Origin of the sequence: Acinetobacter lanii, from assembly GCF_011578285.1 — a bacterium.
In the GTDB taxonomy this organism is placed as follows: Bacteria; Pseudomonadota; Gammaproteobacteria; order Pseudomonadales; family Moraxellaceae; genus Acinetobacter; species Acinetobacter lanii.
In genome coordinates this window covers 1,051,338-1,076,832 of the sequence record NZ_CP049916.1, presented here as the reverse complement: position 1 = coordinate 1,076,832, position 25,495 = coordinate 1,051,338, and the positions used below count along the sequence as shown (strand labels likewise).

The 25,495-nt window shown below is 40.7% G+C and carries 31 protein-coding genes and 1 tRNA gene; 24 read left to right on the top strand and 8 right to left on the bottom strand.

What is annotated here, in order from left to right:
• The first annotated feature begins 136 nt into the window (after positions 1–136).
• From G8D99_RS04970 to ruvB, 3 genes are all read left to right on the top strand, one after another.
• Entirely contained in the window at positions 137–1,477 is a 1,341-nt protein-coding gene (locus G8D99_RS04970; protein WP_166323182.1) for a deoxyguanosinetriphosphate triphosphohydrolase, read from the top strand.
• 113 nt (positions 1,478–1,590) lie between these two features.
• Positions 1,591–2,193 (top strand): Holliday junction branch migration protein RuvA, encoded by a 603-nt coding sequence (gene ruvA / locus G8D99_RS04965; RefSeq protein ID WP_166323180.1) that lies wholly within the window; start codon positions 1,591–1,593, stop codon positions 2,191–2,193.
• Positions 2,194–2,195: 2 nt separating this feature from the next.
• Positions 2,196–3,203, top strand: coding sequence for a Holliday junction branch migration DNA helicase RuvB (gene ruvB, locus G8D99_RS04960; protein WP_166323178.1), 1,008 nt, complete (start codon positions 2,196–2,198; stop codon positions 3,201–3,203).
• 13 nt (positions 3,204–3,216) lie between these two features.
• Here ruvB and G8D99_RS04955 read toward each other — a convergent pair whose 3' ends face one another.
• Positions 3,217–3,966 (bottom strand): hypothetical protein, encoded by a 750-nt coding sequence (locus G8D99_RS04955; RefSeq protein ID WP_166323176.1) that lies wholly within the window; start codon positions 3,964–3,966, stop codon positions 3,217–3,219.
• A 150-nt stretch (positions 3,967–4,116) separates the two neighbouring features.
• Complete coding sequence (locus G8D99_RS04950; RefSeq protein ID WP_166323174.1) at positions 4,117–4,260, bottom strand: hypothetical protein; 144 nt, start codon at positions 4,258–4,260, stop codon at positions 4,117–4,119.
• A 42-nt stretch (positions 4,261–4,302) separates the two neighbouring features.
• Here G8D99_RS04950 and ybgC point away from each other — a divergent pair, with 42 nt between their 5' ends.
• From ybgC to pal, 6 genes are all read left to right on the top strand, one after another.
• Entirely contained in the window at positions 4,303–4,710 is a 408-nt protein-coding gene (gene ybgC, locus G8D99_RS04945; RefSeq protein WP_166323172.1) for a tol-pal system-associated acyl-CoA thioesterase, read from the top strand.
• A gap of 22 nt (positions 4,711–4,732) precedes the next feature.
• Positions 4,733–5,431 (top strand): protein TolQ, encoded by a 699-nt coding sequence (gene tolQ, locus G8D99_RS04940; RefSeq protein WP_166323170.1) that lies wholly within the window; start codon positions 4,733–4,735, stop codon positions 5,429–5,431.
• A complete protein-coding gene (gene tolR, locus G8D99_RS04935) occupies positions 5,431–5,871 on the top strand; it encodes a protein TolR (protein WP_166323168.1) in 441 nt (146 codons plus the stop codon). The genes tolQ and tolR overlap by 1 nt, the downstream gene beginning before the upstream one ends.
• 3 nt (positions 5,872–5,874) lie before the next feature.
• A complete protein-coding gene (tolA, locus tag G8D99_RS04930) occupies positions 5,875–7,452 on the top strand; it encodes a cell envelope integrity protein TolA (RefSeq protein ID WP_166323166.1) in 1,578 nt (525 codons plus the stop codon).
• Between the two features lie 151 nt (positions 7,453–7,603).
• Positions 7,604–8,887 carry a Tol-Pal system beta propeller repeat protein TolB gene (gene tolB, locus G8D99_RS04925; RefSeq protein ID WP_166323164.1) on the top strand — a complete coding sequence of 428 codons (1,284 nt, stop codon included), beginning with the start codon at positions 7,604–7,606 and terminating at the stop codon, positions 8,885–8,887.
• A gap of 27 nt (positions 8,888–8,914) precedes the next feature.
• The gene (gene pal / locus G8D99_RS04920; RefSeq protein WP_166323162.1) at positions 8,915–9,484 is read left to right on the top strand and encodes a peptidoglycan-associated lipoprotein Pal; all 570 of its coding nucleotides are present in this window, start codon (positions 8,915–8,917) and stop codon (positions 9,482–9,484) included.
• 183 nt (positions 9,485–9,667) lie between these two features.
• Here the strand turns inward: pal and G8D99_RS04915 are convergent, their stop codons facing one another.
• Entirely contained in the window at positions 9,668–9,859 is a 192-nt protein-coding gene (locus tag G8D99_RS04915) for an NF038105 family protein (RefSeq protein WP_166323160.1), read from the bottom strand.
• A 175-nt stretch (positions 9,860–10,034) separates the two neighbouring features.
• Between G8D99_RS04915 and G8D99_RS04910 the strand changes: the two genes are divergently transcribed.
• The 5 genes from G8D99_RS04910 (at position 10,035) to G8D99_RS04890 (ending at position 13,352) form a co-directional block, all read left to right on the top strand.
• Positions 10,035–11,009 (top strand): class 1 fructose-bisphosphatase, encoded by a 975-nt coding sequence (locus G8D99_RS04910; RefSeq protein WP_166323158.1) that lies wholly within the window; start codon positions 10,035–10,037, stop codon positions 11,007–11,009.
• A gap of 66 nt (positions 11,010–11,075) precedes the next feature.
• Positions 11,076–11,852, top strand: a complete 777-nt coding sequence (locus G8D99_RS04905) for a TrmH family RNA methyltransferase (protein ID WP_166327530.1) — start codon at positions 11,076–11,078, stop codon at positions 11,850–11,852.
• 160 nt (positions 11,853–12,012) lie between these two features.
• A complete protein-coding gene (locus G8D99_RS04900) occupies positions 12,013–12,633 on the top strand; it encodes an RNA polymerase sigma factor (protein WP_166327528.1) in 621 nt (206 codons plus the stop codon).
• A complete protein-coding gene (locus tag G8D99_RS04895; RefSeq protein ID WP_166323156.1) occupies positions 12,623–12,949 on the top strand; it encodes a hypothetical protein in 327 nt (108 codons plus the stop codon). Before G8D99_RS04900 ends, G8D99_RS04895 begins: the two co-directional genes overlap by 11 nt.
• Positions 12,939–13,352 carry a DUF3106 domain-containing protein gene (locus G8D99_RS04890; RefSeq protein WP_166323154.1) on the top strand — a complete coding sequence of 138 codons (414 nt, stop codon included), beginning with the start codon at positions 12,939–12,941 and terminating at the stop codon, positions 13,350–13,352. Before G8D99_RS04895 ends, G8D99_RS04890 begins: the two co-directional genes overlap by 11 nt.
• A gap of 523 nt (positions 13,353–13,875) precedes the next feature.
• Here G8D99_RS04890 and G8D99_RS15760 read toward each other — a convergent pair.
• The 3 genes from G8D99_RS15760 to glyA all read right to left on the bottom strand — a co-directional run bounded on the left by G8D99_RS15760 (position 13,876) and on the right by glyA (position 15,892).
• The gene (locus G8D99_RS15760; RefSeq protein ID WP_264821730.1) at positions 13,876–14,007 is read right to left on the bottom strand and encodes a hypothetical protein; all 132 of its coding nucleotides are present in this window, start codon (positions 14,005–14,007) and stop codon (positions 13,876–13,878) included.
• A 79-nt stretch (positions 14,008–14,086) separates the two neighbouring features.
• A complete protein-coding gene (rnk, locus tag G8D99_RS04885) occupies positions 14,087–14,491 on the bottom strand; it encodes a nucleoside diphosphate kinase regulator (protein WP_166323152.1) in 405 nt (134 codons plus the stop codon).
• A gap of 147 nt (positions 14,492–14,638) precedes the next feature.
• A complete protein-coding gene (gene glyA, locus G8D99_RS04880; protein WP_166323150.1) occupies positions 14,639–15,892 on the bottom strand; it encodes a serine hydroxymethyltransferase in 1,254 nt (417 codons plus the stop codon).
• Between the two features lie 362 nt (positions 15,893–16,254).
• On the opposite strand from glyA, the gene G8D99_RS15630 reads away from it, so the two are divergent.
• The 6 genes from G8D99_RS15630 (at position 16,255) to G8D99_RS04855 (ending at position 19,879) form a co-directional block, all read left to right on the top strand.
• Complete coding sequence (locus tag G8D99_RS15630) at positions 16,255–16,518, top strand: hypothetical protein (protein ID WP_227554359.1); 264 nt, start codon at positions 16,255–16,257, stop codon at positions 16,516–16,518.
• A 9-nt stretch (positions 16,519–16,527) separates the two neighbouring features.
• Positions 16,528–16,704: a hypothetical protein gene (locus G8D99_RS15625; RefSeq protein WP_227554358.1), complete on the top strand. Its 177-nt coding sequence runs from the start codon at positions 16,528–16,530 to the stop codon at positions 16,702–16,704.
• Between the two features lie 86 nt (positions 16,705–16,790).
• Entirely contained in the window at positions 16,791–17,492 is a 702-nt protein-coding gene (locus tag G8D99_RS04870) for a DUF3820 family protein (protein WP_166323148.1), read from the top strand.
• A 290-nt stretch (positions 17,493–17,782) separates the two neighbouring features.
• Positions 17,783–18,130: a hypothetical protein gene (locus G8D99_RS04865; RefSeq protein ID WP_166323146.1), complete on the top strand. Its 348-nt coding sequence runs from the start codon at positions 17,783–17,785 to the stop codon at positions 18,128–18,130.
• Between the two features lie 399 nt (positions 18,131–18,529).
• Positions 18,530–18,826 (top strand): hypothetical protein, encoded by a 297-nt coding sequence (locus G8D99_RS04860; RefSeq protein WP_166323144.1) that lies wholly within the window; start codon positions 18,530–18,532, stop codon positions 18,824–18,826.
• Positions 18,827–19,336: 510 nt separating this feature from the next.
• On the top strand, positions 19,337–19,879 hold the full coding sequence (locus tag G8D99_RS04855; RefSeq protein ID WP_166323142.1) for a serine O-acetyltransferase: 543 nt from the start codon (positions 19,337–19,339) through the stop codon (positions 19,877–19,879).
• A 106-nt stretch (positions 19,880–19,985) separates the two neighbouring features.
• Here G8D99_RS04855 and G8D99_RS04850 read toward each other — a convergent pair whose 3' ends face one another.
• Together G8D99_RS04850 and G8D99_RS04845 are read right to left on the bottom strand one after the other, a co-directional pair.
• Positions 19,986–21,425, bottom strand: a complete 1,440-nt coding sequence (locus tag G8D99_RS04850) for an amino acid permease (protein WP_166323140.1) — start codon at positions 21,423–21,425, stop codon at positions 19,986–19,988.
• A 586-nt stretch (positions 21,426–22,011) separates the two neighbouring features.
• Positions 22,012–22,087 (bottom strand) — tRNA-Arg (locus G8D99_RS04845).
• Between the two features lie 190 nt (positions 22,088–22,277).
• Here G8D99_RS04845 and G8D99_RS04840 point away from each other — a divergent pair.
• The 4 genes from G8D99_RS04840 to G8D99_RS04825 are packed head-to-tail and all read left to right on the top strand — an operon-like array spanning position 22,278 to position 25,479.
• Complete coding sequence (locus tag G8D99_RS04840) at positions 22,278–23,213, top strand: ABC transporter ATP-binding protein (RefSeq protein ID WP_166323138.1); 936 nt, start codon at positions 22,278–22,280, stop codon at positions 23,211–23,213.
• Positions 23,210–23,983, top strand: a complete 774-nt coding sequence (locus tag G8D99_RS04835) for an ABC transporter permease (protein WP_166323136.1) — start codon at positions 23,210–23,212, stop codon at positions 23,981–23,983. Before G8D99_RS04840 ends, G8D99_RS04835 begins: the two co-directional genes overlap by 4 nt.
• Positions 23,983–24,801, top strand: coding sequence for an NADPH-dependent 7-cyano-7-deazaguanine reductase QueF (queF, locus tag G8D99_RS04830; RefSeq protein WP_166323134.1), 819 nt, complete (start codon positions 23,983–23,985; stop codon positions 24,799–24,801). Before G8D99_RS04835 ends, queF begins: the two co-directional genes overlap by 1 nt.
• Before the next feature lie 27 nt (positions 24,802–24,828).
• A complete protein-coding gene (locus tag G8D99_RS04825; RefSeq protein ID WP_166323132.1) occupies positions 24,829–25,479 on the top strand; it encodes a hypothetical protein in 651 nt (216 codons plus the stop codon).
• Positions 25,480–25,495: the final 16 nt, after the last annotated feature.

The following is a 25,495-nucleotide window of genomic DNA, read 5'->3' as shown; positions in this document are numbered from 1 at the left end:
GAAAACACGTCATTTCATGTTTAGATTGTTCTCAAATAATCGTCATTGGGAAGAAAGACAATTTATGTCGCACTGCCCTAGTGATTTCAGGCAATCTTTGGCATCATGCACTTAGTCCATAACTGAATAACCATAAATGACTCAAATGCGTTGGTTAGAACTGCTGTCCACGATTCGAATTGGCAGTAAAAAACAAAGCTCTGAACAGGCACGTAGTCCCTTTCATAAAGACTATGACCGCATTATATTTTCGCAAAGTTTTCGTCAATTGAACCGTAAGACCCAAGTCCATCCACTAACTCAGCATGATGCTATTCATACGCGTTTGACGCATTCACTGGAAGTCTCCTGTATTGGGCGCTCATTGGGCATGCTCGCCGCAGAAAAGATCAAAGATGAACTGCCCGTGTGGATTTCCCCTGCTGATGTCGGTGCGATTATTCAGGCGGCGTGTTTAGCCCATGATATTGGTAATCCACCTTTTGGACATGCGGGTGAATATGCGATTCGTGAATGGTTTGATGACGCTTCACATGGTGACTTTCTCAAAGCCTTGTCTTTAGAGGAACAAGCTGATGTGCGTCAATTTGAAGGCAATGCTCAAGGTTTAAGACTGCTCACTAAAATTGACTACCATCCCAATGATGGGGGTATGCGTCTGACTTACGCAACTTTAGGAGCTTACTTAAAGTACCCTTGGCTGTCTAAAACCATCGAATCTCAGGACAATATTCCCGCAAGTAAACGTGCCAAGTTTGGCTGTTATCAATCTGAAAAAGAGATTCTGAAACAAGTCGCTGAACAACTGGGTTTGATCCAACTGGATGAATATCATTATTGTCGCCATCCACTGACCTATTTACTCGAAGCTGCTGATGATATTTGTTATGCGCTGATTGATCTTGAAGATGGCATTATTTTAAATATGTTGTCTTATGAAGAAGTTGAGCCGATTTTCTTGGCTTTGGTCGGTGAATATGGTGTGCCGTCTGAGTTACACACCCCATTGACCACATGGCAACAAAAAATTGCTGCACTCCGTGGTCGTGTCATGAAACGCTTGGTCGATGAAGTGACGACAGCATTTGCCAAACATCACTTTGAAAGTTTATCGGGTCAGCTCAAGGGCAGTTTATTGCAATATTGTGCTGAGGATATTGAAATTGGGATTAATCGAGCGAAGAACTTAGCCCGTGAAAAGATTTTTGAGCATCCGCAAAAAGCAGGCTTAGAAATTGTGGCACATCAAAGCTTGCAACATATTTTAGATGCCTTCATTCCGCTGACTACGCCGAATAAAATCAATAGCTTTAAAGAAGGTCGCTTAATGACCATTTTATCTGGCTATGGTGCAAACTTTAGTGATCACCATTATGACAATATCATGCAAGTGCTCGATATTATTTCCAAGTTTTCAGACCATCAGGCCTACAACCTTGCTCAAGAACTCAAGGGCAATAAGGTAGGATTCCTATAATCTGTTTTTGAAAATATTTTTAACAAAACGCAAGATTTTCTACATCTAAATTTTGCGTTTGATGCCTGAGGCATCTACTATTCAACCATTAACATAGAAGTGAAAATACGTTCATGATCGGATGTCTTATTGGCGAAGTGCTGGCTCTAGAAGCCCCTACAGTAGTTTTAAATGTAAATGGTGTGGGCTATGAAATTGATACGCCGCTTTCAACATTTTGCCAACTGCAAAAAGGTCAAAAAGTCACTTTATGGACGCATTTGGCGGTACGTGAAGACGCTCAATTGCTTTATGGTTTTATCGATGCCCGTGAAAAAACGATTTTCCGTACTTTACTAAAGGTCAATGGCGTGGGTCCAAAAATGGCTTTAGGCATTTTATCGACCTTAAGTGTCGAAATGCTGATTCATACCGTCGAACATGAAGATGTCAATACCTTGGTCAAAGTTCCCGGTGTGGGTAAGAAAACCGCTGAGCGTTTGATGATTGAACTGCGTGATCGCTTTAAAGCCATGTCCGCAGGTGCAACGCATAGCAATTCAACCACTGAACAAATTCAATTTACAGGCAACTCTGCGGTGGCAGAAGCTGAAGCTGCGCTACAGTCTTTAGGCTATAAACCTGCGGAAGCTCAAAAACTCATTAATGCAGTCAAAGCGGATTATACCGAAGCATCGGACATTATCCGTGCTGCGCTTAAATCGATGAATAGATAAATATGCAAGATCGTATTATCAGTGGTTCTGAAAAACCCGAAGATCATTTTGATCGTGCCATTCGCCCAACATCACTGGAGGACTATATTGGTCAACCTGTGGTGCGTGAGCAAATGGAAATCTTTATTGGTGCAGCACGTGGTCGTGGTGAAGCTTTAGATCATACTTTGATTTTTGGTCCACCCGGTTTAGGTAAAACCACGCTTGCCAATATTATTGCGCGTGAAATGGGCGGCAACCTAAAATCGACCTCTGGTCCTGTACTAGAACGTGCGGGTGATCTGGCGGCCATGTTGACCAATCTGGAGGAAGGTGATGTTTTATTTATCGATGAAATTCATCGTCTTTCCCCTGTGATTGAAGAGATTCTCTACCCCGCCATGGAAGATTATCAACTTGATATCATGATTGGTGAGGGTCCGGGCGCACGTTCGATTAAATTGGATTTACCGCCATTTACTCTTGTTGCAGCGACTACACGTGCAGGTCTACTGACCTCTCCACTACGTGACCGTTTCGGGATCGTTCAGCGTCTAGAGTTTTATTCTGTTGAAGACCTCACCCATATTGTTTCACGTTCAGCGCATTTGATGAATGTACCGATGACCGCAGATGGTGCGCAAGAGATTGCACGTCGTGCGCGTGGTACACCACGTATTGCCAATCGTTTACTGCGTCGTGTGCGTGACTATGCACAAGTCAAAGGTACAGGCGAAGTAACACAAGAGATGGCGCAACGAGCGCTGGATATGCTGAATGTCGATAAAGATGGTTTAGACACCCTCGACCGTCGTTATTTGTCGATGCTTCTTGAGCGTTTTGATGGGGGGCCTGCGGGTGTCGAAGCCTTAGCTGCTGCCATGGCGGAAGACTCAGGCACACTCGAAGATGTGATTGAGCCGTATTTGATTCAGCAAGGTTACGTGATGCGTACTGCACGTGGTCGTATTGCAACGAATATGGCATATTTGCAGTTTGGGATGACACCGCCTGAACCGAAAGAGAAGTGATGAAAAGGGAGATTTATTCTCCCTTAATTTTTCTAATCTCAGATGCTAAATATTCATTCAATATATCTTTGACATATTGCAATTCCATTGCAAAAGAAGATATTTTCAATTTTATAGTATATGTATCTTTGTCAATTACTTCACGAATAGCCCAAAGCGCCTTTAATACATCTTTTAGATGATTTCTTATTCTCATATGTTCATCATTATTTTGGCAGTCTAAAAATAATTCTATGAGTTGATGATAATTTGCAATTCTCAAATTAAATTTTGCAGCTTTCTCAATTCTTTGAAAATTATCTAAAATATCAAGTTTGAGTGTAATTTCAGTATTAAAAGAAATTAGGCAAGTTAAATATTCTGAAATGAGTGTTCTTAATTTATCTAATTCTGAAACTTTATAGGAAAATATGAGTTCATTATCTTGAAGAAATTTTTGCTGTTCAAATAATTTTGTATTTAAATCCAATGCTGATATTTCTGAAGCTTTAATTTGTGCAACTACTGTATCAAAAGACATTTTAGTCAATCTAAAACTTTTCTTTGCACACCAATAAGCATACCAAGTCGCCAAACCTGCCAATATTAAAGCAATAACTACAGATAGACCGAAAGAACTAATCGCAGTTTTATCTGTAGAAGCATTTAATTCCATATGTGTTTCAGCTGGTTGCTGAATAATAATAGTCTTAACGTTTTCTTGTTCAGGCACAGTCCATGTTTTAAATAAGACTTCATTTTTATTATCTAATTGCTCTACCATCCCTGCCCCTAAAATTTCAATAAAATGATCAATATAGCGTTAATTTTAAACCATTGTATATTTTACATTCATCAACTTATTGTCTTAATTCGATTCATTTCTAAAACTTTAGGCTCATTTGCATAGCATTGAGTAGTAAATGGGACGATATTAACCAATTGAATCGACTCCACAAGATTTGAAACCTTGTGCCATTGGACGAATAAACACGAGTGCTAAACTGCGACCCGTTATATAGCATTGTTCTTCACCAAAATTTTGTGCATCATGAACACAAAATAACAGCAAGAACATGCTCAACTCCAAGACCGTCCAAGCTAAACGTGGGAAATGAATATGGCGAACAAATTTGAATTTCAAATTCGTGTTTATATAGAAGATACCGATGCAGGTGGTATTGTCTACCACGCCAATCACATCCGTTTTATGGAGCGTGCGCGTACAGAATGGCTACGTGCTTCAGGTATTTCCCATTATTGGCACCAAAAAGAATATAACTTTGTTGTGCACAAAATTGCGCTCAAATATTCACGTCCGATCCTGATGGATGACCTCATTACGGTTACAGCACGTGTACTTTCGTGTAAAGCCACATCTTTTGTATTGCAACAAAATATTTATCGTGGTGAAATCATGCTAGCTTCTGGAGAGGTTGAATTGGCATGTATTAGCGCTGCCATGAAACCGCTCAGACTTCCTGATGAAATACGTGATTTGATTCAACTTCAATTGGCTCACGAATAAAAAACTTTTGGCACATGTAACTATGGCAACACAACTAGAATCTTCAATTCACATCTCAGATTTAATTTTACAAGCAAGTCCTGTGGTTCAATTGGTCATGCTGATTTTGGTATTGGCATCACTCCTGAGTTGGTACTTAATTGCCAAGTTACATATGACCTATAAGAAAGCCCAACAAGGCGATGACCATTTCCAAAAAATCTTTTGGTCAGGTGCTGAGTTAAATACCCTGTATAACAACGCACAAGTCAACTCTAAGCGTGAAGGTCTTGAAGATATTTTTTATCAAGGCATGGGTGAGTTCTTAAAACTTAAAAAATCCAAAGCGGACACTGCACCCACCATTGATGGTACAGAACGTATTTTACGTGTCGGTTTAAGCCGTGACCAAAGCAATATGGAGCAAGGTCTAGGTACACTTGCAAGTATTGGTTCAGTTGCACCCTATATTGGTCTATTTGGTACAGTATGGGGCATCATGAATGCCTTTATTGGTTTGGCTCAAGTGGAACAAGTGACTTTAGCAACTGTTGCACCGGGTATTGCCGAAGCCTTAATTGCAACTGCCATTGGACTTTTTGCTGCGATTCCTGCGGTGCTGGCATTTAACCATTTCACCTCAAAAAGTGAAGAGGTTTATTCGGAACGTGCATTGTTTGCAGAAGAAATGGTGGCGCTATTACAACGTCAATCTGTGGGAAAAACACAGGAAACTGAATAATGGCGATCCAACGTTCTGGGCGCTTTGGGCGCATTAAAAAACCTCTTAAAAGTGACATGAATGTCGTCCCTTATATTGACGTCATGTTGGTGCTACTGGTGATCTTTATGGTCACTGCACCCATGATCACAAGCGGTATTAAAGTTGATTTGCCTGAAGCCAACAGCAATCCGATTGTGTCTGATGAAGCCCCCGCTATGGTGAGCTTGAAAGAAGATGGTTCTTATTATCTAGAATACAAGAGTATTAAAAAATCTGTATCTTTGGATGAGTTAAAGGAACAATTGACTACAGCACAACAAGAAGCAGAAAATCAGAAACTGAATGTCGTCATTAATGGACATAAAACTCGTCCATATGGTGAAGTCATGGGACTTATGTCAACTTTACAAGACGCAGGTTTAACGCAGGTTGGCTTACTGACTAAGCCTGTAGATTAAATTATGAACAGACTTAAACAGCCACAATCTAAAGAAAATAAGATTGCACTTGGATTCACCATCGGTGTCCATGTGGTGGCGATCTCTGGCTTGATTTTCTTAGGCATTACCAAGCCACCTGAACCACCCAAAGAAATTAAAACAGTCTTAATTAAGCCCGAAGACTTAAAACCGAAGCCTTTGGTTGAATCGGATGCAACCGAAACTGCCGATACGAACGTAAAAGCTGAAGTACAGCAGACAGCAGACCCTGTTGAAGATGCACCGAATATTCCTACGGCTGCACCACCACCTGTTGTACCTGCTGTACCGAAAGTAGACATGCAAAAAGCAGCGGAAGCTGCAAAACAGGCCGCGGCAGAAAAGGCAGCGGCTCTTGCAGCAGCTAAAGCCGCAGAACAAGCCAAAGCTGAGGCGGCTGAGAAAGCACGCGAAGCCAAAGCCGATGCCAACAATAAGGCAAAAGCAGAAGCTGCGGCGAAAGCACAAGCCGAAGCAAATGCCAAAGCGAAAGCTGAAGCTGCCCAAAAAGCGAAATCAGAAGCAGCCAATAAGGCAAAAGCTGAAGCAGATGCTAAGGCCAAGACTGAAGCTGCAAAAGCTAAAGCGGATGCCGCTGCAAAAGCGAAAACTGAGGCAGCCAATAAAGCTAAGGCAGACGCTGCTGCAAAAGCCAAAGCGGAAGCTGCGAATAAAGCCAAGGCAGACGCTGCTGCAAAAGCTAAAGCGGAAGTTGCAGATAAAGCCAAAGCAGATGAAGCAGCGAAAGCTAAGGCAGATGCCGCTGCAAAAGCCAAAGCGGAAGCAGCAAATAAAGCCAAGGCTGATGCTGCTGCAAAAGCCAAAGCGGAAGCTGCTGCGAAAGCTAAGGCAGATGCCGCAGCAAAAGCCAAAGCAGATGAAGCAGCGAAAGCTAAGGCAGATGCTGCTGCAAAAGCCAAAGCGGAAGCAGCAAATAAAGCCAAGGCTGATGCTGCTGCAAAAGCCAAAGCGGAAGCAGCAAATAAAGCCAAGGCTGATGCTGAAGCGAAAGCCAAAGCGGATGCAGCCAATAAAGCTAAGGCAGACGCTGCTGCGAAAGCAAAAGCTGAGGCAGCCAATAAAGCTAAGGCAGACGCTGAAGCGAAAGCCAAAGCCGAGGCAGCGAATAAAGCTAAGGCTGAAGCGGCTGCAAAAGCAAAAGCCGAGGCAGCGAATAAAGCTAAGGCTGAAGCGGCTGCAAAAGCAAAAGCCGATGCAGAAGCTGAAGAACGCGCCTCTTCTGCGAAAAAAGCCGCTGAAGAAGCAGCGACCAAAAAAGCTGAAGCGAAAAAAGTGGCCTCTTCTGCCAAACGTGACTTTGAAAATAAAGTGCGTAATGCATGGCGTATGCCAGCAGGCTCTAGTGGTGAAAAAGCGACTGCTCGTGTAACACTCACAGACAGCGGTGCTGTGGCATCTGTCATCGTCAATGCATCGAATCCTGATGTAAAAGCCAGTGTTGAACAAGCGGTACGTTCAGCAGCGCCTTATCCAATGCCATCAGACCCAGATGCAAGACGTGAAGCCCGTAGTTTCACTTCTTCATTTACTGTGAAATAAATCGCCAAAAACCTTGCCTATGGCAAGGTTTTTGTTTTGTTTGGACACGGAGTATTCATAATTACATGGTTTATATAGATTAAAATCATGTCTTTATGCTACAAAGCATGAACAATCCAAAAACTAGTATTTTTTGAGTATTTGACAACAAATGAAAATGATCTCTAAACATATTTTAGGTTTGGCAATTATTGCAGCATGTAGCCCTGCAGTAATCACAACCTCTTATGCACAACTGCACCTTGAAATTGCCAAAGCGCCTGAAGAAGCGCCAAAAATTGCCATTATTCCTTTTAGTAACGACACCTCTTTATACCCAATTATTGAAAATGACTTGAATCGTTCAGGTCGTTTTAGTAGCTCATCTAAAAATTTACCGGCAACTGCCTCTTTAAACAACGCCAATGGCCCTGCGTGGAAAGCTGCCGGTGTACCTTATGTGGTCACAGGTGATGTGAAAAAGAACGCAGATGGTTCATTGGCGGTTCAATATCAACTGTATGATGTTGAAAAGGGTCAATATGTGCTGAATGAACTACTCACTGTACCTGCGTCGCGTGTGCGTTCTGCAGGTCACATGATCAGTGATGCGATTTATCAAGCCTTAACCGGTATTCAAGGTGATTTCAGTGGTCGTATTGCCTATGTGCTGCGTAACCCTGCGACACCACAGCAGCGCTATACGCTTCAAATTGCCGATACCGATGGTGAACAACCTCGCACTGTCCTCAGCTCACGTGATCCAATTTTGTCACCTGCTTGGACACCGGATGCAAAGAAAATTGCATACGTTTCATTTGAAACCAAACGCCCTGCAATTTATGTGCAAGATTTGGCCACAGGTCAACGTGAAAAATTGGCAGGCTTCCGTGGTTTAAATGGCGCTCCAAGTTTTTCACCTGATGGCAAGAGCATGTTGTTCACGGCTTCGATGCATGACAACCCAGAAGTCTACCAAATGGATTTGGAAACGCGTCAAGTTAAACGCATGACCAATGACACTGCCATTGATACTGAAGCACGTTATACCCCAGACGGCAAAGGCTTTATCTTTACCTCTGACCGTGGCGGTTCAGCACAGATTTATAAATATACTTTTGCAGATGGCACAACCAAACGCTTAACTTTCCGTGGCGCATTTAATGCACGCGGCACCCTAAGTGCAGATGGGAAATATGTGGCTTTAGTCCACCGCCCTTCTGGCAGCAACTACAAAGTTGCGATTCAAGAAATTTCGACAGGTATCACCAATATTTTGACCCCAACGAGCTTAGATGAATCACCAAGCTTCTCCCCGAACGGTCAAATGGTGGTCTACGCGACACGTGAAAACAACCGTGGACTACTTTCGATCATGTCGACCGATGGCAAATTCCGTATGAATTTACCAAGTGAGCAAGGTGAAGTTCGTGAGCCTGCTTGGGCACCGAAATAATTTCATCCAATTTTCAAGGAGAAACACATGAAAGCCATCAAAACTTTAGCGTTACCTTTGCTTGCATTAAGCGTAGCAATGACAGGTTGTGCAAGCCGTAAGCCTGCAACAGACTTGACAACGTCTACAGCGCCAACGACTGCTACTACTGTTAACACAGCAGGTTTGAGCGAAGATGCAGCACTTGATGCGCAAAACTTGCAAGGTGCGTCTGCAAAAGGCGTTACTGAAGCAAATAAAGCATTTCTGGCGAAACGTGTTGTTCACTTCGATTACGACAGCAGCGATTTGTCTAACGAAGATTACCAAACACTTCAAGCACATGCGCAGTTCCTTTTGGCAAACGCAAACTCTAAACTTGCTTTGACAGGTCACACTGACGAACGTGGTACACGTGAATACAACATGGCTTTGGGTGAACGTCGTGCTAAAGCAGTTCAAAGCTACTTGATCACCAACGGTGTGAACGCGGGTCAGTTAGAAGCAGTAAGTTACGGTAAAGAAATGCCTGTCAATGCAGGTCATGACGAATCTGCTTACAAAGAAAACCGTCGTGTAGAATTAAACTACGAAGCTGTTCCACCATTACTTAAATAATTCAAATTTTCTATTTCATTATTTTGGAATTAAAAGTCTGAAGGGTTCAGCTTAGTTGGGTGACACGCCTTATCTAAGCTCGAATAAAAAAAGCGCTCATCATGATGGGCGCTTTTTTAATGTCTTAATTCAGTCATTTCAAAATGAACTGAAAATCCAAGCTTTAAGCAGACTTTAGAAAAATTAAGATTGCGTTGGGACTGGCATGGGACTTGGCGGTTGCATCGATTCGATCAAGTCATGTTTATTAAACTTCTTATATTCTGGTTTTGCTTCGTATTCTTTCCAAGCAGCTTGTGATTTTTCTGAGCTAATGCTCGCCAAATCAATACCTTCAGTTGCAGTTGGAGTCGCTTCAAATTTCTCAATTGTCATTGTCGTGCTCCTTGTGTATTCATTAACCACATGTTTAACATAACAGGTTTTTTCTGCCTTTCAAGCTTAAAATCGCTACAAAACTTATTTAAGGTTTCTATTTTGAGTCGAACTCTCTAAAATAGAGCCATTCTTCGTTTTACTCGAAATATCGCTTTTTTGGAGCTCATTTGTTATGTCGAATCGCACACTCTCCCAATACTTAGAACAACAACAAGGGAATCTCACACCTGAACTTGCCAATGTGATTCAAACCATTGCTGAGACATGCAAACGCATTGACGTATTGTTGCAAAAAGGTGCCTTGGCAGGTGTTTTAGGTAGCGCACAACATGAAAATGTACAAGGCGAAGAACAAAAGAAACTCGATGTCATTTCAAATGACTATTTGATTGATGCATTGAAAAGCAATGCCAACGTGGGCGGTTTAGCATCTGAAGAACTCGATGAGTTCACCCCTGCACAAGAAAACGGTAAATACCTTGTGTTGTTCGATCCACTTGATGGTTCAAGCAACATCGACATCAACATGTGTGTAGGGACCATCTTCTCGATTCTTCCTGCAAAAAATGCAGTGACTCAAGCAGAAGACTTCATGCAAGCAGGGACTGAGCAAGTGGCTGCAGGTTATGTACTGTATGGTCCATCAAGCATGATGGCTTTGACTGTGGGTGCAGGTACGGTATTCTTCACGTTTGATCCTGAATCTAAAGAATTTTTGCTGACATCTGAAAACATTCAAGTGGCTGCAGACACCAAAGAATATGCGATCAATGCATCGAATGCACGTCATTGGGAAGCGCCTGTAAAACGTTATATCGACGAACTACAAGCGGGCAAAACCTCTATCCGTGAAAAAGACTTCAACATGCGTTGGGTGGCATGTATGGTGGGTGATATTCACCGTATTCTTTGCCGTAGCGGTATTTTCTTATATCCATACGACACCAAAGACCCGAAAAAAGCCGGTCGTCTACGCTTAATGTATGAAGCAAACCCAATGAGTATGTTGATGGAACAAGCGGGTGGTGCATCAACCACTGGACGTGTCCGCATTCTTGAGATCCAACCGACCGAATTACACCAACGTGTACCGGTGGTGATTGGCTCTAAAAACGAAGTTGAATTGGTAACTGCTTACCACAACTAATTTTATTTTAAAATTTTCATAAATGAGAATTGGCTCAAGCAGTCAATTCTCATGGATCAATATTGCATGGCACTGATTTACCTAGAATCAAAAGACAACCCTAAAATTAAGCACTTACGTGGCCTAATTGAGCAAAACACCTACCGTAAAAAACAAGGTCAAACCGTACTTGAAGGTACGCATTTGTGTTTAGCGTGGTTGGAACAAAGTCGTCAAATTACTTCGATTTTTACCACTGAAAAAGCCATTGAACACGAAGATTTTGACAAAATTGCTGAACAATACAAAGGTACAGTATTTGTTATCGGTGAATCTTTATATAAAGAACTCAGTACTTTAGGTACGAGCCTAGCCTGCTTAGCAGTCGTAGACATCCCCTCTTCAAGTCATGCCTTAAACTTTGACGCAGACACCCTCATTCTTGAAAGCATTCAAGATCCGGGCAATGTCGGGACTTTATTGCGTTCAGCGGCTGCTGCAGGGATTAAACAAATCGTATCGACTAAAGGCTCTGCATCTCTGTGGTCACCACGTGTGTTACGTGCCGGCATGGGCGCTCACTTTGCGGTGAATACCTATGAAAATGTTGAACTTCAAGACATTTTGCAAAAATTCAGTATTCCGGTGTATGTGACCAGTTCACATGAGTCAGAGAGCCTCTATAGCAAAGATTTAACCCAACCAAGCGTGTGGATCTTAGGCAATGAAGGTCAAGGAGTTTCTGACTATGCGCTTGCTAATGCTGCTGCGGTGAGCATTCCACAACCCGGTGGTCAGGAATCTTTGAATGTTGCGATTGCAGGTTCAATCTGTTTCTTTGAAATGGTGCGTCAGCGCATTTAAACGTTAATTTATATTAACGTTTAATCTTTATAATTAAAAAATCATTTAAACTGCTTAAAAATAGTTGCTTAAATTGTCAACCGATCATTATTTTTAAACGTTATATAAGTAATGATTTAAGAATAATGGTGGGTACCCAATGACGGGATTTTCCATCTCTATGGATTTAGCACCGAAAAAGTCACAGCCTGAAGATGCGAGTGTTCTTGCGAGCACGGCTGAACAACGCCTGAAATATTTCATGCGTGAAGTGACTGGACGGGCCTTAGTCATGATGGAAAGTGCAACGCAAGGTCATAATGGCATTGCCATGGACTTGGTGCAAGAAGCCTTTATTTCGCTCCATAAATCATATGCAGAAAAGTCTACCGATGAATGGTATCCCCTTTTCTACACCATTTTGAATAACAAATTACAAGATTGGCGTCGTAAAGAATCTCGTCGTGCATTTCCATTTTCATTGTTTAAAAAATCTGATCTAGACTCAGATGAAGATGAAGTGATGGATATAGTGGATGAATCCACACCCAATCCTTTGCAATTCCTTGCACAGGAACTTGCGGTAGAAGAGATTCAACATGCAATTTCTAAGCTTCCTGTTCGTCAGCAACAAGCTTTTATGCTTCGTGCTTGGGAAGGCTTTGACACCAGTACCACCGCTGAAATCATGCAGTGTTCCGAAGGCAGTGTCAAAACCCATTACCACCGTGCGATTCAAGGTCTTAGAAATTCACTGTCTCATTTAAATCCTAATATGGGGGGATCATCGGATGAAGAATGATGAATTCGCAAAAAGCGTAACTTCCAAGCTCAATCATTTGGCGCAAAACCATCGCAATAAAGCTGTGGTGATGGAAAATGTACTTGAGCAGATTCAAGAGAAATCTTGGACCACACGTTTGGCTTCATGGAAAGTCACTGGTTTTGCATTGGCAGCCGCGATTACCGGTTTTGTAGTATTGCCAAATGCCATTGATTTCAATGATCAGCCATCCAATCAACAAGTGGTATCTAGCCCTAAACTCTCTCCACAAATGATGGAAGATTTAGAAATGCTCTCGGTATTTGGTGAGGAAAAAGTCGCTCATGGCAGCTAAACATGTCGCTTTGGCTTTTTGTGCCTTGAGTTTCTTGCAAACCAGTTTTGCAGGCTATGAACGCTTTTGGATTTTTTCCAAAGATGCCAATACACAGGCATCAGAATCTTGGGATCGCCTGTCTGAAGAAGAGCAGCGTGCCTTAATCAAACGCTATCAGAATCTTAAAGAAATTCCTGAAGAACAGCGCATCGCTTTGCAGCAACGCATGGATTGGTTTACCCAACTCCCTGAAACTGAAAAGAATCAAATGCGTGAAGCGTGGCAACAAATGAGTACCAGTGAACGCAATGAGTTACGTAAAAAAATGTCGATGACGACCGACAATCAAAAACGTAAAGAAATCCGTGAAGAATATCTAAATAAATATATGCCTGAGAAAAATATTGTTCAAAAGCATTAATCATTGCTTGATGACTTAAAAAATCAATGCCCTGTTTTCAGGGCTTTTTTTATATCTCTGATTGAACTCATCAACATCATATAATGGCACTAAATATTCAAATGATTACTCAAAATTATAAATAATCAAGCAAGAAAAAAAATCATTTTCCGGAGATGAATAGAACTCTTTTTTTCATAATAGGATGAATGCTACACGTCACCCTTTAAGTCACATTTATTTCAATTTTTCGTTCACTCTAATGCGACATACTATAAAAAATTTTCAAGACGTCATCCATGTTCAATTACATATATTCCAATAAAACCAAGCTCACCTGATTTTACTTATTCTATCGCTCAGCACTATCTCGATTATTGGAGGAAGCTTATTGTCATGGTCATATTCTCAAACCATAAAAACTGTGTCTCATAGCTGAAAGATAAATCAACCTAAAGAAAGATTAGATGAGTAAGATAAGATAGGTTGCAACTCGCTCAAAATGAAATCAGCAGCGTCTATTATTGCCATTTTATCGACGCATTTACGGTGTATCTGTATAGATGCACGCAATATTGGAAATAATACGCTGATGTTCTACAGCATGATGCACCTGAGCTGTGTCCTTACAGCCTTGAGATGAAATATCAAGATAAGATGAATAAGCATTGACCACGGAGGATTACTCGACCTCCTATAAAATCTCCCACTGATCTAGATCAGTGGGATTTTCTTCAACACAATTCTTTTAAATACTATAAGTAATTCCCGTCACGTTCAGGCTGATATAACACTTTTTCAATAGTGACTTTCATTATCTGACCATCGGGTTGTGGCCATTCAATACTTTGCCCTTCTGCAAGACCCAAAATTGCAGCACCAATGGGTGCAACAATATTCACTTGACCTTTTTCGCCTTTAAACTCATGCGGATAAACGAGGGTAATTTCACTTGCTGTCTTCGACGGCGCAATGGTCAGCGAAACACGTGCATTCATACTCACCACATTGACTGGAACATTTTCCGGCGCAACAACCTCCGCACGAGCCAGCTCATCTTCAAGCTGCATCATGGTCGGTGTCAATTTAGGTTGATTGTCCAACATGGTTTCTAAACGGTTTAAATCCTGTTTGGATAAAATAATCTGGGGTTTACTCATTATTATATTGCTCTAACTAAAATGGCTGTCGCCAATGAATATGATCATTCTATGATTTATTTATAACAAACTTCTGCATAATCGCCTATTGCTCATCATGCAATAAAAAAGCCCCCTAAAAAGGAGGCCTTTTGAATGGACTAAACCTTAGTTCGCGTATACAGGGAATTTCGCACATACTGCAGCAACTTTTTCTTTCACAGCCGCGATAACAGCTTCGTCACCTTTGCTGTCTAGGATATCTGCGATCCAACCTGCAAGCTCACGTACTTCTGCTTCACCGAAACCACGTGTGGTTACTGCAGGTGTACCTACACGGATACCTGAAGTCACAAATGGAGAGCGTGGATCGTTTGGTACTGAGTTTTTGTTCACAGTAATGTGAGCAGCACCTAACCAAGCATCGGCATCTTTACCTGTAATGTCTTGTTTAATTAAAGACAATAAGAATAAATGGTTTTCAGTACCACCAGACACAACATCGTAACCACGGGCAATTAATACTTCAGCCATCGCTTTAGCGTTTACAACCACTTGTTTTTGGTATTCTTTGTATTCAGGTGCCATTGCTTCTTTAAAGCAAATTGCTTTCGCTGCAACTGCGTGAACCAAAGGACCACCTTGGTTACCTGGGAATACTGCAGATTGAAGTTTTTTCTCGATTTCTTCGTTTGCTTTCGCAAGGATTAAACCAGAACGTGGGCCACGAAGTGTTTTATGGGTCGTTGTTGTGGTTACGTCAGCAATTTGCACTGGGCTTGGGTAAACACCCGCAGCCACAAGACCTGCAACATGTGCCATGTCTACAAATAAGTAAGCGCCAACTTTGTCCGCGATATCACGGAAACGTTGCCAATCTACGATTTGGCTATACGCAGAGAAACCCGCAACGATCATACGTGGCTTATGTTCTACTGCTAAACGTTCAACTTCTTCGTAATCGATCTCACCTGTTTCAGGGTTTAGACCGTATTGAATCGCATTGTATGTTTTACCAGAGAAACTTACTTTAGAACCGTGAGTCAAGTGACCACCGTGAGCAAGACTCATCCCCAAAACTGTATCGCCTGGGTTAAGCAATGCTAAGTAAACCGCAGAGTTTGCTTGAGAACCCGCATGTGGCTGAACGTTTGCATAGTCAGCACCAAAAAGCGCTTTAGCACGGTCAATGGCCAATTGTTCAATCACGTCTACGTATTCACAACCGCCATAGTAGCGTTTGCCTGGGTAGCCTTCTGCATATTTATTGGTTAGTTTTGAGCCTTGAGCTTCCATAACTGCTGGTGAACAGTAGTTTTCTGAAGCAATTAACTCGATGTGCGCTTCTTGGCGAGCATCTTCGTTAGTGATTGCTTGTGCAATTTCTGGATCAAATTCAGCAACTGAGATATTGGCAAACATTAGCGAGGTCCTATTAAATTAGGGCTTTTAAGCCGTGCTAAGATTGGCGCATAGTGTAGCATGAAGTTTATAAATTTCGAGAATGAACTTGAGTGACTTTGAAAGAAATATTGCGCATTTTTTAAGAGATAATTCATTTTTTGTTCAATTTAAATAGTTGAGTTGAAATAAAACTTTTTCCAAATAGAATATTTTTCACATAAATTAAACGAATCTTGTTGTACCGTTGTGACAACCCTTATTTGCAAGAATAAAATCTAGATCAGTTAATTTTAACTTGAGAATGAGTGATTTAGTTTTAATCAAAAACAAAAAGACTGTAAAATCAAATATTAACCAATTATGTTTTAATCGTTGAGCTTATGATCGCTTTTCTGTGTTTATGTTTAGGCTTTATAACAGGTTATTTATGTCGAGCAAGACTACATCCGCCTCTACAGCAAGAAAAGACCAAGAAAGCGCATATACAAGGACGAACCCAATTACAGCGTATTTATTTAAAAAGTATGCATCAGAGTGACAGTGATCGAATTCGTGAACTCAACCTTTTAAACAGCAATCAGAGTGTATTTCTTCGCTTGCTTAAACACACCTTTAGCGAGTATGAAATTGCGATCAAACAATAACGTTTTATTGTGTTAGATCGTGATGCAATGCCGCTGGCTATCTTCGAGTATCGTGATGGTGTGACCGCTCGAAAGCTGACAGATGTGGAAGATGGGATTCCATTACACCTTTATAAAGGCTTACTTTCCAGTGAAGCGCTTAAACAAGATTATTTAAACATCATTTCACAACAAAAATCAGCATAGCCCAAGGAATTTGCCAGTTTCGACTGTGAAGGTGCTTTTTAACATGTTAAATTGATTCAAAATTCTCCTTTAGGTTGGGCTTTTCGATGCAAGCAATTATTCTCGATACTGAAACACATACTTTAAATGGTCTTCCGATTGAGATTGCTTATGCACCGATTGAAATTAATGCCGGCAAGCTCAGCCTCGATCGTTCTAAAATGTTTGATCAGTTGTATAGCATTGGTGATGAAAAAATCTCATTTGCAGCCATGGCGGTGCATCATATTTTAGAGTCTGAAATTGCGGGACAACCGAATTTTTCTACCTTTACCTTACCGCAAGACACCACCTATATCATTGGGCATAACATCGATTATGATATTCGTGCCATTCAACAATGTGGCGTCGATACCTCTCATATTAAAGCCATTTGTACCCTTGCGCTTGCACGTTTGGTTTGGCCAGATGCTGAAGCACATAATATTTCAGCGCTCATTTATATGATCAGTAAGGGCAGTGAAAAAGCCCGTGAAATGCTCAAAGGTGCACACCGTGCCGATGCAGACATTATTTTGACTGCCAATATTTTGATGCACATCATCTATAAACTAAATATTCAAAACATTGAAGAATTATTTGAAGCCTCTGAAGATGCACGTATTCCACGATCGATCAATTTTGGCAAACATCGAGGTTCTAAAATTGTAGATCTGCCTTCAGATTATGTTTCGTGGTTACTTCGTCAGGAAGACTTAGACCCTTATCTTAAAAAAGCGCTTGAAAAAGCCAAAATTGAAACGCTATAAGTTCATTGAGTAATTAAACTATGCTTCAAGGTGCATTTAGCTCATTCGCTTAGATGAATAAATGCACCACCCTTATCATCTTTAAGACTTATTTTCGCTTAAATAAGATATTTTAAATGATAAATCAGCGCTAAAAATTAAAATAAAGTCATAAAAATAAACAAATTACTATAAATGCAAGGCAAAATTTGAATAATGGTGTCAACCCGCCATACTTTTGAACAATAGTAAATTCCTTATAATAGCTTGAAAGTACTGTTTCACCTCTCCCATCTGATTTTGGAATTACAATGTCTGCTGCACCTGTTCTCGCATTTGATCCTTTAGATAATCCGATGCATTTAAGCAAAGTCGGCAATTGGGTGATGACCTTTTTAAGCCCCCAAGGACAAAACGATGCGATTCAATTGGCACTGACTTACGTCATTCCGCGCCAAGTCAATGAGGTTCTACAACCTCGTCGAATTGTGTTCCATCAAACAGCGCATGCGGATCAATGGCAAATAGACAGCGTCGAATGTTATGACAGCCAACTGCAACAGGATATTCTGCTCGACCATCCTGAATCGATGATCAAAGTGTTAGAAGATTTAATCAGTGAATTTAAAAGGTATGATGTCAATGTTGAATTGCTTTAAGCTTAATGTTATTCAACGCTTTCTGAATAGATTGCACCAACCTTAGGATCTGTAGCGGTGTAAACAATATACAAATGGTAATGTGCAAAAATCTCAGACATGATTAGATCTCTTGCAAAAGTCGAAAAATGTTCAAAATTGAATAATAAAATGAAGATTGAAAGGTTCCTTGTTAACTTTGCGAGAAGGTCGGGATGAGGGGAATTTTCATATAAATCCTCTCCCTAACCCTCTCCTTCAAAAGGAGAGGGAACTTTCATTATGAATTAAACCATAGTTAAAATTTGATTTATGCAAGAGGTCTATTATTAAGAAATAATATACAAAAAGATAAAAATATTGTTATGGAAGTCGGTTATTATCTTGGTTGAAAAATAACCATAAATAATTGGATCTTCCATGACTAAATACATCGCTAAAACCAACAATCGTACTGCATTATTCCTTTCAAACTTTTATTCGACTTTTGAAGAAAGTGTTGCGAACATCAATAAGATTGAGCACAACCGCATTTTGACCATCAAAAATGATCCAATTTCGAGCCAACATATCTTAGTGATTGACAGCAAAAACCCAAATAAAAATTTCCGTATTGAAAAGCGCGATATTGAATTGGCCAATCAAAATCGCCAAAGCTTGTATCACTTGTTAACCAATGTATTTGATGATTTAAAAGTTCATGCGACTCCTGCCTAATCTTTTCAAATAAGCTTCTCTAAACTCATCTTCGGGTGAGTTTTTTATAGGCATTGTGGAACTAAATACACTTTCGAATCGACATTAAAAAAGCCCACATTTCTGCGGGCTTCTATGTTGGAAGGCTAGTGCTGATTTATTGTTTGGAGAAACAGTTTAAAACTATTTTCAAACGCAACGAGCTGTCATTGATCCGTCCAACTACTTCGTAGCGTCTTTAACATCGACCTACTGTAGTTTTAATATAGGAGGATAATATTGATCATGCAAGCAGGCTTAACAATTGCAAACATCTACACATCCTAATTGAAATTGAAATTTAAAAAAAAGTGGAGATAATGGCTGCTGCCTTTAATCCGCTTCAAAAAACCATTTCTTCATTCATCAAGTATCACTGCCTAGCACCGCTTATTCTATTATTTTTAAGGCACAGCGCTGTTTAAATGCTAGAGATCTATTAGAATCACGCAGCATAACCCATCATTACATTCAACCGAATGGAACACCCGCATGATTACTCAATATATTCTCAGTGACTTATATCGTTATTGTGGGAACACGACACTCAAGTCTTTCATTAAAACCTATTTGTTTAATCGTGGCTTTAATTTCAGTGTATGGATGCGGTTAGCCAGTACCCGTGGTCTAGTGGCTAAACTCGCCTACCCCATTTTTTATTATAAAAAGAAGAAATATGGCATCGACATTCACTGCACCACCCAAATTGGTTATGGGCTGTTTATTGGACATGGTGGACCTTTGGTGGTGAATCCCACCACTATCATCGGCAATAACGTTAATTTATCTCAATTCACCACCATTGGTGCAAACGGCGGACGTCAAGCGGCTGTCATTGGTGATAATGTTTATATCGGTCCCAATGTTTGTATCATCGATCATGTGACGATCGGAGATAATGCCACTATCGGTGCAGGCAGTGTGGTCACCAAAGATATTCCTGAGAATGCCACTGCTGTTGGCAATTATGCCAAAGTCATCAATTACAATAATGTCGGGGGTTCAGTGAATCGACGTTGGTCTATCCCGCAATAAGCTATGCCAATGAGTTAAAAGCCGATAAAAAAAGCGCCCATCTGATCAATGAGCGCTTTTTTTGCATTCATGCAGGCATTTCACCTAGCTGAAAGATATTTTTCACTTATTTTAAGGACAGTGCTTTTTGCTTATTCAGACGTCTTATATAAAAGATATACAAGCCCAAGAACCAAAACGGTGAGATCGCCAATGCAATCAAGGTTTGCATATCTAAAGCAAGAATCACCAAGCTAAAGATTAAAAATGTCAATGTTGCCCATGACATAAAAATCCCATATGGCATTTTATAGTTGGACTGTTGATGCAATGCCGGATCTTTACGGCGATAGCTTAAGTACGCCACCAAAATCAGTGCAAAGGTAAAGATCACCAAAATTGAACCAAAGGTTGAAATGATGGTAAATGCCGTCATGACATTGGGTACCACAAATAAAATAGAGGTTCCTAGTACCACGAGCAACATTGAAAACAATAAACTGTTCTTTGGAACTTTGCGTTTAGTCAATTTACCGAAACTTGGATTGGCATCATTTTCAACTGCCAAACCATATAACATGCGACTGGTGGCAAAGATTCCGCTATTGGCAGAGGAAATCGCAGACGTTGCTACCACGAAGTTCATTAAACTTGCTGCAGCAGGAATACCAATGAGGGTAAAAAACTGCACGAATGGACTTTGTTCCGTACTGATTTGACTCCATGAGGTCACCGATACCACACAAATTAAGGCTGCGACATAAAATAACATGATTCGCACTGGAATCGAGTTAATCGCTTTTGGAAGTGATTTATGTGGATCTTTGGTTTCCGCAGCCGTAGTACCGACCAATTCAATCCCGATAAAGGAGAAGATCGCAATTTGAAAGCCTGCAAAAAAGCCAGACACCCCAAATGGGAACGTCGCTTTCGCATCAAGCAAATGGCTAAACGATGCTGCTGTTCCATTCGGTGAAACAAAATGAGTAAAGATCAGATAAAGACTGACACATAAGAAAGCAATGATGGCAATGATTTTAAGCAAGGCAAACCAAAATTCCATTTCACCAAACAGCTTCACAGTCAGTAGATTTAATCCCGTGAGCACAATAATAGTGACAAAGGCAGGAATCCAAGGTGCAAGGGTTGGATCCCAATATTGCATATAACCACCAATCACAATCATGTCTGCAATGGCTGCCACCACCCAACTCAGCCAATAGGACCATCCAAGGAAGAAACCTGCCCAAGGGCCTAGGTAAGCTGAACAAAAGTCAGTGAAAGATTTATAGCGTAAGTTTGAAAGCAGTAATTCCCCCATGGCGCGCATGACGAAAAAGAAGAAGAAACCAATAATCATGTAGGTCAAAATGACCGAAGTCCCTGAAACACTCAGTGTTCGACCTGACCCCATGAATAAACCAGTTCCAATTGCACCACCAATCGCAATCAGTTGGATATGGCGATTCGACAATGATCGTTCTAACTGATCATCATGACTTGAGTTACCTACATCACCGCTGAGCACAGTCTCTTCAGGAGATTGTTTCTCATCAAACTTACTCATAAACAAAAAATTCCTGACTTTACAATCAAATCTAGATACTTTTAAGCGTTCAAGAATTGGAATCAAACCTGAACTTTAAAAGCAAAAAGACCAGAGCCATCAATTTAGTGTTCACACTAAATTCATAATTCTAGTCTTTGACTGAATAGTACAGAATTCTGAAGTTAAATTGAGAATATTTGCTTCAATTTTGGCTGAATTATTTAAAATTTCTTCATTATTCTCGTGTTTGTATTATTTTTAAGCTAAAAAATCCTAATTCTCCCAAGTAAATTTTTGGGCACTCAGATGGTTTAGGCAAAATTAAGGTTTATATGATTCGCATCCACAGCTAAATTTTCTTGATTCAAGATGAAAATCCTTGCTTTATTCTGGGATTACACGCTTTTGAAAAAAGACCTGCTTTAAATCACGCCATATTCAACATTTTTTAATCTTGCTCATCATCCAAATGCATAAAGATGATTTTTAAATAATGAACCGTGAAATGTGAAACTGAGTTCTAGATACTCATGTGCTGATAGCAATGTGAATTAAAGGTAAATGGAAAATAAAGAATTCAAAAACTTAAAATTATTGTTAAAGATGGTGCGCTCAGCGGGACTCGAACCCACGCCACAGGCTTCGGAGACCTGTACTCTATCCAGTTGAGCTATGAGCGCAGCTTTTTGGAATGGGCACATCATAACAAAAAAAAGCATAAGGTAAAGCAACTATGTCACCATCAGTCAAATTAGTGCTTAGACTTTATACAACATTCTAAAATTGCAACGCATAATTCCCCTGCTTTTACTTGGTTTATCGCCTCGAATCGCTCACAATACCGTTCAATATTCAACACCCGAGAACTCTATGACTGAAGCATTGACGTTAAGAGACCTATCCAAAACCTACAAAAATGGTTTTCAAGCACTTAAAGGAATCAATTTAAGCGTTCCTGAAGGTGAATTTTATGCACTTCTAGGCCCCAATGGTGCAGGTAAATCGACAACGATCAGTATCATCAGTTCATTAACCAAAAAAACCTCGGGTACAGTCGAAATTTTTGGGCATAACTTAGATACCCATCCTTCTGAAGCCAAACAATGCTTGGGCATTGTGCCGCAAGAATTCAACTTCGGTCAGTTTGAAAAAACCTTCGATATTTTAGTGACCCAAGCCGGTTATTACGGTATCCCACGTAAAATTGCACAACAACGTGCTGAAGAATACTTAACTAAACTGGGTTTATGGGAAAAACGTGCCACACAAGCCCGTATGCTGTCAGGCGGGATGAAACGTCGTCTTATGATTGCGCGTGCCATGATGCATGAACCGAAACTGCTGATTTTAGATGAGCCGACCGCAGGCGTTGATATTGAGTTACGCCGTTCGATGTGGGAATTTCTCACTGAAATGAACGACAAAGGCACATCCATTATTTTAACCACCCATTATTTAGAAGAAGCGGAACAGTTGTGCCGTCGCATTGCCATTATTGACCGCGGTGTGATTAAAGAAGACACCTCGATGAAATCTTTCTTAAATCAGTTGAATGAAGAATCCTTTATTTTAGATTTAGCACATCCGATTGAACCGCTCAATATTGAGATCATCGGGGTGAAATTCAATTTGATCGATCCTGTAACTTTAGAAGTGGTGCTAGATAAAGCACATTCATTGAATGATTTATTCCAGTTGCTCGAATCCCAAGGCATTACAGTGCTGAGTCTACGGAATAAATCCAACCGTCTTGAAGAGCTGTTTGTCAAAATGGTCGAGAAAAATCTTGATGGAGCTGCCAAATGAATTTCACTCAGTTAAGAACCGCTCTATTCACATTGGTCCATAAAGAAATCCGTCGTTTTATGCGGATTTGGCCACAAACCCTACTTCCACCTGCCATCACCATGAGTTTGTACTTTGTGATCTTTGGTAATTTGGTCGGTTCACGTATTGGGCAGATGGGCGGTTTTAGCTACATGCAATTTATCGTACCGGGTCTGATCATGATGGCAGTAATCACTAACAGCTATGCCAACGTGTCTTCAAGTTTCTTTAGTGCCAAGTTTCAAAAAAGTATTGAAGAACTGATCATGAGTCCTGTGCCTTTACACATGATTTTGTGGGGCTATGTGATTGGTGGGGTGTGCCGTGGCATGTTGGTCGGCTTGATCGTGACCATCATGAGCCTGTTCTTCACCCATTTAGCCATTCATAATATTTTCGTGACCGTCTATACCGTCATCATTACTTCTTTATTGTTTTCGTTGGGTGGGTTCATCAATGCGGTGTATGCCAAATCCTTTGATGATATTTCCATTATCCCGACGTTTGTTTTAACCCCTTTAACATATTTGGGTGGCGTGTTTTACGCCATCAGTGCATTGAGCCCTTTTTGGCAAAATTTGTCGCTGATTAACCCGATCGTGTATATGGTCAATGCGTTCCGCTACGGCATTTTAGGTCATAGCGATGTCAACGTGACCATTTCATTAATCTTTGTCACAGTCTGCTGCGCTATCCTTTACGGTGTGGCGTATTACTTACTGTCTCGCGGTTCAGGAATGCGTGAATAATGAGTGTAGAACAATCACTTTTAGGTAAAGACACCAATTATCCAACACAATATCAACCCGATATTTTGTTCCCAATCTCGCGTGCGCAAGCGCGTGAGAACTATGCCCATATCGATGGCATTTATCAGGGTAAAGATTGGTGGCATGTATTTGAAATTTCTTGGTTAAATGCTAAGGGCATTCCACAGGTGGCGATTGGTCGCATCACCCTACCTGCCAACTCGCCGAATTTGATCGAATCAAAATCACTTAAGCTATACTTCAATAGCCTGAATTTCACCAAATTTGCAACTCGCGCTGATTTTATTGCAACGGTTGAAAAAGATTTGTCTAAGGCTGCCGAAGCTGAGATCACTTTAACGCTGTTTCAAGCCGATGATTTAGCCGTGAGCCAACCCCAAGGTCTGTGTATTGATGAGCTTGAACCTGAGCGTCTAAAAAATCACCCAGATGCCACTTTATTGAGTTTAGATACTGAGGCACAAAATCAAGAGCTTGAAATTGACCTTTATTCGCATCTTTTAAGAAGTAATTGTCCTGTTACTGGACAGCCGGATTGGGGTACAGTGTTTATTCGATATAAAGGTAAAAAACCTTGTTATCGCAGTATTTTAGCTTATATTATTTCCTATCGTCAGCATAACGGCTTCCATGAACAATGCGTTGAGCAAATTTATGCAGACCTTTGGGAAACATTTAAGCCTGAAAAGCTGATGGTATATGCGACGTATACACGACGTGGTGGATTAGACATTAATCCGTGTCGTGTATCCGATCTTGCATGGATGCCTAGCCCAATTCGATTGGCGCGACAATAAAATGAATAAACATTGAGGTTTTAAAGCATGCCCTATTTTGGTTTTATTCCATCTGAAAAGTTACTCAGTACGATTCAATCTGGAATTGAGAAAAAGAATACCAATGAACCACTGTATCCAATTCGGGATCAAGCCGCACTTCTCATCAATGATGAAATTCTTGATGCGATTTTAGTGGAACTCGTGTGTCGCTTCCCATTAAGCGAAAAACGCGAAACTGCTGAAAAATTAGCGGGCTATATTAAATCAACTGTGGCTGTTTTACTCAAACAGCTCCTCAGCAAAGTACCGAATGATGTTGCCAAACAATCGATCGAGTTTTCTGAAAAAAGTTTATTTAAAGATCCTGAAGGCAACTACCGTGTTGGGGCACCTTTAAAACCTGAACTGGTGGCGAATTTTAAAAACTTATTTGCTGAAGTCAAATCAGGCAATGAAGTCAATCGCACTTTACTGACCGAGCAATACAAACAGCTCGGTGAAGCCCTAGTGCGTCATTTTATGAATGACTTTAATAAAACTCTCGACTTGGGCATGATCAAACGTAAAGCCTCTGATATTGCCTCTTCTGCTGTGATTAAAGCGATTCATATGGCAGCAGATAAGCTGATTCCAAACTTCACCAAAGAAGAGATGTTGGCTGCTGCTGAATATCACGATACTTTATTTATTGAATAATCGATGTCTAGCGGTT